14 protein-coding genes are annotated in these 12,608 nt (G+C 32.6%); 8 read left to right on the top strand and 6 right to left on the bottom strand.

All coding sequences use genetic code 11. The features are described from left to right. Positions 1–78 precede the first annotated feature (78 nt). Positions 79–1,101 carry a 3-oxoacyl-ACP synthase III family protein gene (locus tag ACOOWA_RS12480; RefSeq protein WP_421375632.1) on the bottom strand — a complete coding sequence of 341 codons (1,023 nt, stop codon included), beginning with the start codon at positions 1,099–1,101 and terminating at the stop codon, positions 79–81. A 75-nt stretch (positions 1,102–1,176) separates the two neighbouring features. Between ACOOWA_RS12480 and ACOOWA_RS12485 the strand changes: the two genes are divergently transcribed. The 5 genes from ACOOWA_RS12485 (at position 1,177) to ACOOWA_RS12505 (ending at position 6,764) form a co-directional block, all read left to right on the top strand. Further along, positions 1,177–2,076: a CorA family divalent cation transporter gene (locus tag ACOOWA_RS12485; protein ID WP_421375633.1), complete on the top strand. Its 900-nt coding sequence runs from the start codon at positions 1,177–1,179 to the stop codon at positions 2,074–2,076. A 150-nt stretch (positions 2,077–2,226) separates the two neighbouring features. Next, positions 2,227–3,813 carry a patatin-like phospholipase family protein gene (locus ACOOWA_RS12490; RefSeq protein ID WP_421375634.1) on the top strand — a complete coding sequence of 529 codons (1,587 nt, stop codon included), beginning with the start codon at positions 2,227–2,229 and terminating at the stop codon, positions 3,811–3,813. 327 nt (positions 3,814–4,140) lie between these two features. Next, positions 4,141–5,610 (top strand): FAD-binding protein, encoded by a 1,470-nt coding sequence (locus tag ACOOWA_RS12495; protein ID WP_421375636.1) that lies wholly within the window; start codon positions 4,141–4,143, stop codon positions 5,608–5,610. A gap of 58 nt (positions 5,611–5,668) precedes the next feature. Further along, positions 5,669–6,037, top strand: coding sequence for a glyoxalase (locus tag ACOOWA_RS12500; RefSeq protein ID WP_421375637.1), 369 nt, complete (start codon positions 5,669–5,671; stop codon positions 6,035–6,037). Positions 6,038–6,254: 217 nt separating this feature from the next. Then, entirely contained in the window at positions 6,255–6,764 is a 510-nt protein-coding gene (locus tag ACOOWA_RS12505; protein WP_421375638.1) for a hypothetical protein, read from the top strand. 68 nt (positions 6,765–6,832) lie between these two features. Here the strand turns inward: ACOOWA_RS12505 and ACOOWA_RS12510 are convergent, their stop codons facing one another. The 4 genes from ACOOWA_RS12510 to ACOOWA_RS12525 all read right to left on the bottom strand — a co-directional run bounded on the left by ACOOWA_RS12510 (position 6,833) and on the right by ACOOWA_RS12525 (position 9,374). After that, on the bottom strand, positions 6,833–7,381 hold the full coding sequence (locus tag ACOOWA_RS12510; protein ID WP_421375639.1) for a DNA-3-methyladenine glycosylase I: 549 nt from the start codon (positions 7,379–7,381) through the stop codon (positions 6,833–6,835). Next, positions 7,378–7,695, bottom strand: a complete 318-nt coding sequence (locus tag ACOOWA_RS12515; RefSeq protein WP_421375640.1) for a MazG-like protein — start codon at positions 7,693–7,695, stop codon at positions 7,378–7,380. The genes ACOOWA_RS12510 and ACOOWA_RS12515 overlap by 4 nt, the downstream gene beginning before the upstream one ends. 151 nt (positions 7,696–7,846) lie before the next feature. Continuing rightward, on the bottom strand, positions 7,847–8,746 hold the full coding sequence (locus ACOOWA_RS12520) for an EamA family transporter (protein WP_421375642.1): 900 nt from the start codon (positions 8,744–8,746) through the stop codon (positions 7,847–7,849). 97 nt (positions 8,747–8,843) lie between these two features. Then, positions 8,844–9,374, bottom strand: a complete 531-nt coding sequence (locus ACOOWA_RS12525) for an NAD(P)H-dependent oxidoreductase (RefSeq protein WP_421375643.1) — start codon at positions 9,372–9,374, stop codon at positions 8,844–8,846. 90 nt (positions 9,375–9,464) lie between these two features. Between ACOOWA_RS12525 and ACOOWA_RS12530 the strand changes: the two genes are divergently transcribed. Continuing rightward, a complete protein-coding gene (locus ACOOWA_RS12530; protein ID WP_421375644.1) occupies positions 9,465–9,821 on the top strand; it encodes a winged helix-turn-helix transcriptional regulator in 357 nt (118 codons plus the stop codon). A gap of 60 nt (positions 9,822–9,881) precedes the next feature. Here the strand turns inward: ACOOWA_RS12530 and ACOOWA_RS12535 are convergent, their stop codons facing one another. Then, positions 9,882–10,325, bottom strand: coding sequence for a hypothetical protein (locus ACOOWA_RS12535; RefSeq protein WP_421375645.1), 444 nt, complete (start codon positions 10,323–10,325; stop codon positions 9,882–9,884). A gap of 223 nt (positions 10,326–10,548) precedes the next feature. Between ACOOWA_RS12535 and ACOOWA_RS12540 the strand changes: the two genes are divergently transcribed. Beyond that, positions 10,549–11,187 (top strand): alpha/beta hydrolase, encoded by a 639-nt coding sequence (locus tag ACOOWA_RS12540; protein WP_421375646.1) that lies wholly within the window; start codon positions 10,549–10,551, stop codon positions 11,185–11,187. Between the two features lie 94 nt (positions 11,188–11,281). Next, positions 11,282–12,607 (top strand): PDZ domain-containing protein, encoded by a 1,326-nt coding sequence (locus tag ACOOWA_RS12545; RefSeq protein WP_421375647.1) that lies wholly within the window; start codon positions 11,282–11,284, stop codon positions 12,605–12,607. The last annotated feature ends 1 nt before the right edge of the window (position 12,608 follow it).

Here is a 12,608-nt window from a genome sequence, read left to right on the forward strand (position 1 = left end):
GGCTTTTTTGCCCCGAATGCACGAATTGATTATATATTAAATATTTTATTCGTTTATTCATGGCAATTTTTTTTAATTTTAATACTCAAACAAAATACTTCCCCATGTAAAACCACTTCCGAAAGCCGAAAGAAGAACAAGATCTCCTCTTTTAATTTTCCCTAATTCAATTGCTTCGTGCAAAGCAATCGGAATAGAAGCAGCCGTTGTATTTCCGTATTTCTGTATATTATTGTGAATTTTTTCATCAGGTAAAGCAAATTTCTGCTGTACAAACTGGGCAATTCTCAAATTCGCTTGATGCGGAATAAACATATCCAAATCTTCAATTGTTTTTCCCGCTTTATCTAAAGCTTCCTGCATTGTTTCAGGAAATCTTGTCACGGCGTGTTTAAAAACAAAATTCCCGTTCATAATCGGGTAAACCTCTTTATTCGTTACATTTTCAGGTTCTTTTCTCATTCTGTCGCTCCAACCGTATTTTGAACCTGGAAACTGTGTACATAATTCATCGGCATATTTTCCTTCAGAATGCATATTCATGGCTAAAATATCTCCTGCACTTTCATCTTCGGTTGCAGAAAGTACAATCGCTCCTGCCCCATCTCCGAAAATGACAGAAACTCCTCTTCCTTCATCCGAAAAATCAAGTCCGAAAGAATGAACTTCTGCTCCTACAACCAAAATATTTTTATACGTTCCGGATTTAATAAAAGCATTCGCAACACTCATCGCATACACAAAACCCGAACATTGGTTTCTCACATCCAAAGCTCCGATGGTATCACAACCCAACATATCCTGCAACAAAACGCCACATCCTGGAAAATAATAATCCGGAGAAAGTGTAGCAAATATAATATAATCGATATCTTTTACAGTAAGTCCAGCCTTTTCAATCGCCTTTTCAGAAGCTTTAAAACCTAAATAAGCAGTAGTTTCCTGCGCATCATTTCTGTTAATTCGGTGTCTTCTTTCTTTAATTCCGGTTCTTTCTGTGATCCACTCATCATTGGTGGTCATCAGTTTAGACAAATCATCATTGGTAACCACATGATCCGGAACATGAAATCCAATACCTTTTATTATACTTTTAATCATATTGATTTTCTAATTTTGGTAAAGATAAAATTTATTTAATACATACAATTTCAATTTTTACTGTAAATTTACTTTATGCCTATTGATACAATTTACAGAGATTCGGGATGCGAATGGATAGACGTGGAAGCTCCTACTGAAGAGGATATGAGATATCTTCACGAACGTTACGAAATCAATAATTTACTTCTGGATGACACTTTGGATCCCAATCATCTGCCAAAATATGAAGAAGATGGAAACGTGAAATTTTTCCTGCTTCGTGAGAGTACAGAGCTGGAGAGAAAAAATCTCAACTCGATAAGTGATATCAGTACAAAAATCGGACTTTTTCTTTTGGATAATATCATTATCACAGTACACCGAATGAAGGCTAAAAGTATCTCGGAAACTAAAAAGGAACTTTCTTTACACCAGAAAGTCTGCTCTCCCGAAAAGATAGCTTTGAAAATAGCATTGGTCATTATGAAAACTTTTGATGATGAATCGCTGAGTTTATTTGAAACGATGGACAACATTGAAAACGAAATTTTCCTCAAAAACACCAATCATACCAATCAGATTCGAAGATTGTATAAATTAAAAAGAAAATCAGGTTTGAATTCAAGGGTTCTTACGATTTCTACGGATGCTATTGATAAATTTAAACTGCTTAACCTTGCAGAGACCGAATTTTTTGATTTAAAAGATAAACACAAAGATGTAGTTGCCGATTTTGATCATCTGAATATTCAGATTACCAACCTTATATCAATGTTTTTGGCATTGTCTGACCAAAAAGCCAATCAGGTAATGAAAGTTCTGGCGATTTATTCGGTTTACTTTTTACCAATTACATTTATCGCCGGTTTATATGGAATGAACTTCGATAATATGCCCGAACTGCATACCAAACACGGATATTTTTATACTTTGGGTTTAATGGGATTAATTGTGATTATTACTTTTATATATGCGAGAAGGAAGCAATGGTAATTCATTTTAAGTATAAGTATTTTTGTCATTCCGGAGAAATCTCAGCAGCAAAAATTTTAAGTATTTAGATTCATCCGGAATGACAAAATGAGTATAGATTTTTTTTAATAATTAATAGAAATTCAATATCAAAAAAACCACACCAAAATCATGAAACCCGAAACTCTCCAAAAAATTCTTGATGAAGATATCCTTTCTCAGGAATCCAAAGAAAAGCTGAAAGCACTGCACGAAAATATTTCGAAAAGAGAATTTTCTGACCTTCTGGATGCTGAAGGAAATCAGTATGTAGAATTTGTACAGGAAGGGGGCGGAGTTTGGGGAAGTGCTTTAGTCGGTTATCTTTATGGCCTGGAAATTTTCGGAATTCGTTTTCTGAAAGTGGCAGGAACCAGTGCAGGAGCCATCAATACCATGCTGATTGCAGCCTGTAAAACAAAAGAAGAAGCCAAGAGCGAAATTATTAAAGAAATATTATTCAATTGGAATTTCGCCGATTTTATGGATGGAAAAAGCTACGTAAAAAGCACTTTTCATGCGATGCTGAATAATAAAAATTTCTTCAAAATCAATTTAATTATTGCTGTAGTTCTTACCGTTGCATTGGTCAGTTTACCGTTTATTTTATCTTCGGAAACTATCTGGAAAGCCAAGCTTTACTTTCTCATTCCGCTTGTACCGTTAATTATTCTGCTCTTAATTCTTAAAAAGCTTTACCGTAATTTCACCAAAAGCAACAGCGGCCTTAATCCCGGAAATATTTTTGAAAATACCATGAAAAAAGTGCTTGATGACTTCGGAATAAAAACTGTAGCTGATCTCAACCAGAAATTTATTCAGAAAGGATATGATTTAAATCTTAATTACCGCTATGGCAACGGAATGGAATTTTACACCAACGCCCTTAACGGAATTGAAGAAATTAAAATGAATAATCTGGAACACATCGATGAAACGCAATACAGAATTTATTTTGACAGCATTGAAAACAATGATTATTATAAAAACAATCCGTTTTATCAGTTAAAATCCGAATATATTGTCGTTACCACCGACATCAACGCCAAGATAAAAGTACAGTTGCCTACAATGGCCAATTTATATTGGTCTGAGGAAGAACTGAAACACATCAGTCCGGCAGAATTTGTGCGTGCCTCGATGTCTGTTCCTTTCTTTTTTGAACCGATGCAAAAGCTCATCAACAAAGATGATGACTCGGTGAAATATGCCTGGAAATTCTGGATGAATACTACTAAAGAAAACATTTATCCTGTAGGAATTTTTATTGACGGCGGAAGTATTTCCAATTTTCCGATTGATGTTTTTCACATGAACGATATTTTCTATCCGCGACTTCCGCTATTTGGTGTACAGCTCACCAACGATTCTGACATACAGAAAGAAAAAGGGAAAACCAGCGAACAGATTATGAAAACTCCCCTCTCCTACGCCGGGAATATTATAGATACTTTACGAGGTTTCAACGATAAATCTTTCCTCACCAAAAACTCATTCTACAATCTCTACAGCATAAAAACCGTCAACTGCGGAACGAGCAACTGGCTGAATTTCTTTATGAAAAGAGAAGAAAAAGAACAACTCTTCAATGCCGGATTTATTGCCGCCCTCGATTTCCTCAATCAATTCGACTGGACGAAATATAAATACGAAAGAATGATGGTGGCGATGAAAGAGAAAAAGATTCTGAAGGAGGAGGATACGCCGACAGTGGGGTGAGTTTAGTATGTATTTTTATTTATAACAACAACTCTATTTGATTGCAATAGGATTGTGAATTAGGAACGGCGTCAAAAATTAAAAATTTAAGAAACGATAATGCTTTATGTCATTTTTTACCGAGAAAATGCATCTTCTTCTGGATTTATTTACAACACTTCCTATAAAGATTTCGAAAGCAATTAAAGAAAAATATGATGAACTAAAATTTTAGATTCTTTCAGAATGACAAACTAAGTGTCGATTATATCTCTAAAAACATAAAGTTACTTTTTTAATAATAAAGATTTATTTTCCCTATTTTCGTTCCTTATTATTCAACAAGAAATGAAAAAAAAACATATTTTTATTATTGGAATTGTGGCAGTTCTCATATTTCTGGCGGTGCCTGTTATTCATGTTTTTAAAACAAAATGGAATGAAACTGATAGTAAAACTGAAACTCCAAAAGGTTTTACCAATGATGCAAGTCAATTGAATCTTACGGAAATTGATACTTTAATCATCGTTCCTAATAATAAAAAGGAGATTGAAAATCAGCTGAAGCAGGTTATACAATACACCAAAGAAAAAAATCTAAAAATTTCTATTGCAGGAGCTCAACACAGTATGGGTGGACATTCTATCTATCCCAAAGGAATTCTTCTCAACATGCTTCCTTACAAACAAATGGATCTGGATGAGAAAAATAATATTCTCACGATTGGTTCGGGTGCATTGTGGGAAGATGCTATCAAATATCTTGATAAATATGGTAAATCTGTTGCGGTGATGCAGGCTTTCAGTTCGTTTTCCATTGGCGGTTCGATAAGTGTGAACGGACATGGATGGCAAAAAAATCTTCCGCCGGTTTCTTCCAGCGTGATTTCTTTCACTCTGATGAATCATAATGGTGAGATTATAAATTGCAGCAGAGAAGAAAATCCTGAACTCTTTAAACTTGTCATCGGCGGATACGGACTTTTCGGGATTATTTTGGATGTAAAACTGAAAGTTGTCGATAATGTGGCTTTAAAATATAAATCGGTGGCTATGAATTCTGATGAATATCTTTCTTACTATAAAAAATACATCACAGATAATCAAAATGTGAATCTGGTTTTCGGAAGACTGAGAGTTTCAGATAAGAAATTTTTGGATGAAGCAACGATTATTTATTTTGAAAAATCAGACGAAAAACCGCTTTCACTTTCGGCGCAAAATCAAAATAATAAAGAAATAAGACGTATTGTTTTCAGAAGCACCGTCAACAGTGAATATGGAAAAAGACTTCGCTGGGATCTGGAAACGGGAATGAATGCTGTATTAGACAATTCTGTTTTTACCCGAAATGAATTACTGAACGGTCATGTTTCATTGATAGAAAACAAAGATCCTAATTCAACAGATCTCTTGCACGAATATTTTATTCCGGAACGAAATTTTTATCAGTTCATCAAAGATATTAAGCCCATTCTCAAAGATTCTGAAATCGATCTTCTCAATATTACGCTTCGTGCCGTTGATAAAGATCATGACAGTTATATGAATTATGCGAGAGAGCATGTCTTCGGTTTTGTTTTGTTATTCAACCAAAAGAAAACGGAAAAACAGGAAAAGGAAATGAAAATTCTCACCAACAAATTAGTTGACATGACTATTAAAAATGAAGGAACTTTTTATCTTCCCTACCGTCTTCATATTGACAAGATGAAAATGAGAAAAGTATATCCTCAATCTGATACTTTTTTCGAAATGAAAAGAAAATATGATCCGAAAGAGGTTTTTGAGAATAAATTTTACCTACATTATAAATAATTTTGTTATCAATAAATTTGAAATAAGCTATCTTTCAAATTCCAATCATTATAGAGTTATGACAACCAAAATAAATTTAAGAGAATCTCTCAATATTCCCATTTCAGAAACATCCACTCCGGAAGAAAAGTTTCAAAATCAAACTTTACGTCCGATTTTAAAATTGCAAAATGAACTTTATCTTTCACTATTTACCAATTTTACCATCCGTCAAAATGCAGATTTCAATTCGTTAACAGAAGAGAAAAAAAATATTTTTATTGAACAAAGTCTTCAGAAAGATTCAGTCTTAAAAAACACTTTTATCGGAATGACGATTGGGATGTTTAATTTGGAGGAAATGGAAATTTATAATGCTGAAACTAAAATTTTCAATAAAAGAATTGTTACCATGCTGATTGAGAGATTGAAAACTCAAATAAATTAATGAGCCATTTTTTTTAATTATAGCGTTAAAATCAACATTCAATTTGTATTTCATCAACAATCTAACATTCATAATGTGCTTAGATTCTTACGGAAAGACAAAAAAATATCTAAAAACTGTGCTATATTTATTACTGACTTTCAGTAATAAATTAGAATGACATAAATTCAAAACTCTTTCATTACCTTTACTCTGCCAATCACCAAAAATCAAAACCATGAAAAACTCTTTTCTTTTACTTTTTATTTTATCATTTGTAAGCTTTGGAAATTTCATTAATGCTCAGAAAATTTCTGATGGAGAAAATATCGATGTCAACGGAATGAAAGTTACTTTTAATATAACCAACAAAGAAAGCATTGAAGTTGGCGGAAAACCTTATGATCGCTACAAAGTTTCTGCAGCAGTACAAAATACTTCCGACAAATCTTATAATATCCGTTTAACCTCATCACCGCAAATTGTCACCAATATCGGAATTGTAGAACTCGACTGCATCAATGCAACCGGAGCAAAACTTACTTCGAAGAAAATTCAGCTGAAAATGAGAACTCAGATGATTAATGCCACATATTCAGCTTATGATAAATCCGGGAAGTTTATGACCAATATTTTACCGGTAATCGGAAGTTATTATTTCGATTCCGGAGATACAATCAATGACAATGCAATTTTTATTGTTCCGCAAGGTCAAAAACCAGATGTAACGGTAAGAAGTCTTCGATAAAATAAATATCCTTTGAATTTTCAGAGGATATTTATTTTACAAAGAAGTTGAATTCCAATTCTACAACCTTAATTCTTCCACATCGGATTGTGCTTTGAAATCTCTTGATTTACAGAACAATTTTCGGCATGTGCACCTTTCAGAAATCCAATACTCATTAAAAATTCATTAACAATTTCTCCGCCTGTAAATTTGAAAGTTTTTTTGAAGAGTTTCATCCATTCCTCTAAGGTTTTTGGATGATGATGTTCAAGCCATTTTTCAAAAGAACCAAATTCTTTTTGTAGTTCAATAATGGTTTTTGCGTTTTCTATGGCTGCGTTTACCTTTAATTTATTTCGGATAATTCCGGGATCAGCCAGTAATCTTTCTCTGTCTTCTTCAGAATAAGCAGCTACTTTTTTAATATTAAAATTGTCATACGCATTTCTGAAACCTTCTTCTTTTTTAAGAATAGTTTCCCAGCTCAAGCCTGCCTGATTGATTTCCATAATTAATCTTCCAAACAATTCGTTGTCATCATGAATGGGAAAGCCATAATGGTTGTCGTGGTAGTTTTTGTGCAGTTCTTTTCGGCTTTCAGGCTGCATTCCTTCGATGGCAGAACAATAACTCATAGTAGATTTTCAGTTTTGGTTAAAAATTTTTCAAGTGCCACTTTAATATCAATTCCTGTACGGTTTGCTATAACAATAAGCCACCAGATATTTTCACCTAATTTATGTTCAAGTTCAGCTTCAGAATCTTTTTTGATCCATCTTTTTTGATGTGACATAATATCTCTTCCTATTAATCCTGTATCAGATAAAAAAGCCAAGGTATCTTCTTCCAACGTCCATTTACTTCCATGATGCTGAATTTCCAGTTCGTGATATTTTTCTCTGATGTTAAGCGAACGTTTTACGATGTCATCAAAACTATTTTGATCCATATCTTCATTTATTTGATAAAGATAATACAAACTGGTGACAACTGTTTGTCAGCAGAAGTTTTTTACTGTAATGAGAATTTAATGTAAACTAAAACGCTTGTTTAAGAAAAGAATATAATTAATTTGGAATTATCTGGATGTAATTAAAATACTAAGCAGCTTCTATCCTTTTTAGACCAAAAATTTCCTTGGCATTAAAAATAATTACGGCAATAAATATTATAGAATATGATACGATTTGCAAACCGCTGAGTGCTTCGTGAAAAACTGTTCCTGCCAAAATAAAGGCAATAATGGGATTGATGTTGAGTATCATTCCTACTTTTGAGGACGCAATTCCCGACATTGCGAAAAGATTTAAAAGCAAAGGAACGATGGTATACATTACAGCAATGATTTCGATATAGAAATAAAAAGTAAAATCTGTAGGAATTTTTCCTGAATAATCTGGAAAAAATGGTAATAAAATCAATGCTGCGAGAATCATATGAAAATTCAAAACCAAAAATTTATCAAACTTTGAATTCACACTTTGAATAATCAGATAACAAGCGTAAGTAGAACCAATGAGACTGCTGTAAACCATATCTAACAGATTGGAATACGATAGCAAAATACATCCTACTCCACTCAGAAAAACAGAAAGCCATTGTAATTTGGTAAGTTTTTCACGAAGAATGAAAAAAGCCAGAATTGTTGTAATAATCGGACAAACGAGATAGGCTACAGAAGTAGCTCTTACACTGATATGATTCATCACATAGATAAATGAAAACCAGTTTGCTGTGAGTAAGATACTGCTTAAAATGTTTAGAACAACAATCTTTCTTTTGTCATTTTGAGGAAGGTTTTTGAAATATTGTAAGTTATTTTTCAGCTTTAATCTTCTGAAAAACAATGTAACTACAGTCATTATAATTGCGCAACTGAAAACTCTGTAAAAAAGAATATCTAAAGACGCATAAGAGTGTAAAGGTTTCAGAACTAAACTAAAAGTTCCCCACAGCGAAAATGCAGTTATAGCTGCGAGATAATGTTTCAGATTCTTCAATTGGAGGTTGATATTTTTATTGCTTTAAAGTGGCGCAAAGATAATAAAACAAACTGTCGCCGAATCATTATCGACAGTCTGTTTTTTAAGGAATGTTTTATAAATTATCGATAAAATCTAAATACAGAGGAACACTTTTTTCTATCCATTCCTCTGAAACATTATGCTCCAAACCATAATAGACAAAAGGTTTCTGATAATCAGCTTTTACATAGTCAAAGCTCAATTCAAAAGGTTTTGTAAATTCTATTACTGTATGACGATATTTTCCTTGAGAACCGAAATCTTCATTATCTACCCCTGCAGATATTGCCAAAGCAATCTTTTTTCCGCCAACTTTATATCCGCTTTTACTTCCATAAGCCCAACCGTGCAGAAGAACTTCATCCATCCATTTTTTCAATAAAGACGGACTGCTAAACCAATAGAAAGGAAACTGAAATATTATTTTCTCATAAGATTCAACTAATTCCTGCTCTTTTTTAATATCAATAATTTCATCAGGATAAATTTTATAAAGCTCGTGCACCGTATATTTTTCAGGGAATTTATTTAATTCTTCTACCCATCTTTTGTTGATCAAAGATTCTTCCATTTTAGGATGAGTTACAATTATTAATGTTTTCATATTTTAAAATTTCTTTTACAAAAATAATAGATGTAACTTACATTTCTGATATTAGCAACCCATTGTATGGTACTATAAAAAATGTAAGTAATGACTAAAATAAAAGAAACGTCGACCAATTTTGCCAATAAAAAAGCGCTCACAGACGAATGTCCTGAACTATATGCCTCCAAAATGATTGGCGGGCAATGGTCTCTTGCCATTTGCAGTTATTTGATCAACGGAAAACTCAGATTTGGAGAATTAAGAAAAAGTTTAGGAAACATCACTGAAAGAATGCTCACTCTTCAGCTGAGAAGACTGGAAGAAGACAAGATTATTACAAGAACGGTGTATGCAGAAGTTCCGCCACGAGTAGAATATGAACTAACAAAAATTGGTTATAAACTAAAACCCGTCATCGAAGAATTGGAAAGATGGGGAATTATGCACAAGGAAAGCGTTTAAAAAAAAGACCTCTGAAATAATCAGAGGTCTATATAATTGATTTTCTAATGATCAGATTAACTATAATTCTAAGAAACTATGTGCTATTGCAGCTTCTTTTGTACCGTTACCTGTAACAGTTTTAGTTTTTGCAACTTCACCATCAATATAAATTGTTACGGTTAATTTTGAATCGGAATTTAAAAGATTTGCATTTGCAGACAAATTCAATTGCGACTGACTTGAATTTACAAAAAATTCACCGCTTGACCATGTTAAACCAGGAGAATCAAACAAAGTTTCCTGCTTTATTCCCACCTGACTAATGATTGTTTTAAATGTACTAACAGGAGGAGTAGGTGCTGTACCGCCATTAACGATTTTAGCCTCAAACTGTACTAAATGATCTTTAAACTCGACCTCGTCATCTTCTTTACAAGAATTAAATACAGAAGCTACTGAAAGTAATATCGCTGCTAAAAACGAAAGTCTGAGTAAATTTTTTGATTTGTAAAATTGCTTCATTTCTCCAAATAGATTTTTTAATGTTTCAAATATAGGTTTTTTATCAATATAAAAATAACTTTTATGAAAATTTTCCAACAAAAATTTCTAAATAATATCAAATCAATAAAAGTGTCACAGTACTTATCTGTACTCTTATTCAATAAATTATTCTTCTCAGTTTAAATCATTTCGGCAGAAAATTATCAATTTAAAATCACTCATTATTATTTATCTTTGTCTTATGAATTTAGATTACATCGTAAGAGAACCCGAAAATATTACACCCGAAACATCCATCCTTTTTATGCTTCATGGTTATGGCAGCAACGAGCAGGATCTTTTCAGTTTTCGGGAAAATCTTCCTGAAGACTGGATTATTGTAAGCTTCAGAGCACCGAAAAATACGCAGTTTGAAGGATATTCCTGGTATGATATCGATTTTAATAATCCAGAGCAATTTATTGATATTGATCAGGCTAAAGAATCACTAACTGCTGTAACCGAAAATATTATGGCAATTGTTAATAAATATGGTCTTACTGCCGGAAAAACACACCTTTGTGGCTTCAGTCAGGGAGGAATCTTGTGTTATGCTCTGGCTTTAAAGTATCCACAATTATTTAATCTGGTTGCCTGTCTGAGCTGTTATCCTGAAGAAAAACTTCTGACAGATATTGTAAAAGAGAAAAAGAAACTGGAAAATCTCAGGTTTTTTGTTTCACACGGAACAGATGATGCCATCATTCCTTTTGAATGGGGTAAAAAAGCAGCCGATTTGCTGTATGATTTAAGCTGTTATTTCACGTTCAGAGAATATATGAGCGGTCATGGCGTTAACCAAAAAAACTATATTGATCTGATGGAATTCTTTTCTAAATAACAAATTTCTACCTGTTCAATTTTTTCAAAACAAAAACATTCTTCCACAAGAATGTTTTTTTGTTGCGTATGATATAATTCACTAATTTCAGTTGATGAAACTACAGATTTTTATATCAATTTTATTTTTCAGCATTTTAATGAATGCTCAGAATAATTTTGAAATTAAAGATGCCAAAAAAGTGGTTATTCCATTCAAGTTTATCAACAATCTGATCTTTATTCCGATGAATGTGAATGGTGTTGAACTTACCTTTCTTCTGGATACAGGAGTTGCCGAAAACACAATTTTCAGTCTTGAAAACAAAGAAATGGCTCTTACTTCAATGGAAAAAATGAAATTTTCGGGATTGGGAGGCAATGCAAGTATTGAAGGTTTTAAATCTGATAAAAATATTGGGAAAATCGGCAATCATTTTGTAAATAATTCATTATCACTTTTTATAATTCTTGATGAAAGTTTCAATATTTCTCCACACGTCGGAATTCCTGTAAACGGTATTATCGGCTATCATTTTTTTAAAGATTATCCGATTATTATTGATTACAGTTCAAAGAAAATCACTGTTTTTAATGACTTGGAATTATTCAGAAAAAGGATTAAAAAATTTGATCAGCTTTCCATTTCTGTTGAAAAGAACAAACCTTACATCAATACTGAGGTTGAAATGACGAATGTAAAAAATGAGTCAAAACTTTTAATTGATCTTGGAAACAGTGATGCAATCTGGCTTTTCCCGGTTTTGATTAAAGATTTTGTTTACAATCGGCCCAATATTGAAGATTTTTTAGGGAGAGGTTTTAATGGCGATATCTTTGGAAAACGCAGCAGAATTCACAATTTTTATTTTGGAAAGTTTAAATTTAATAAACCTTTAACTGCAATGCCGGATGAATATTCAATTCAGCATTTAAGTTTAGTCAAAGACAGAAAAGGTTCGCTTGGTTCGGAAATTATGAGAAGATTTACTGTCGCTTTTGACTATCCTAATGAAAAATTATATCTTAGAAAAAACAAGAATTACGAAGATCCTTTCCATTTTAATATGAGCGGACTCGATTTTAAACAGGATGGATTGCAATGGGAAAAAGATTATCTTACTTTCAGAACTGCAAATGAAAAATCTACTTCAGTAAGTAATCAAACTTACAACAGCAGTCTTCAGTATAAGTTTGTTTTAAAACCCTTGTTTTCAATTGCAGGAGTAAGAAAAGATTCTCCTGCAGACAAAGCCGGTTTGAAAAAAGATGATGAATTAGTCATTATTAACGGAAAGAAAACTTTTGATATGACTTTAAACCAAATCATGGAGATGATGAAATCTGATGAAGGTAAAACAATTAATATGATTGTAAAAAGAAAAGGGATAGAACTAAAATTTTCCTTTATCTTAGAAGATCCAATTCCCTATCAAGAATAAT

It is taken from the genome of Chryseobacterium sp. GP-SGM7 (assembly GCF_049166575.1).
In the GTDB taxonomy this organism is placed as follows: Bacteria; Bacteroidota; Bacteroidia; order Flavobacteriales; family Weeksellaceae; genus Chryseobacterium.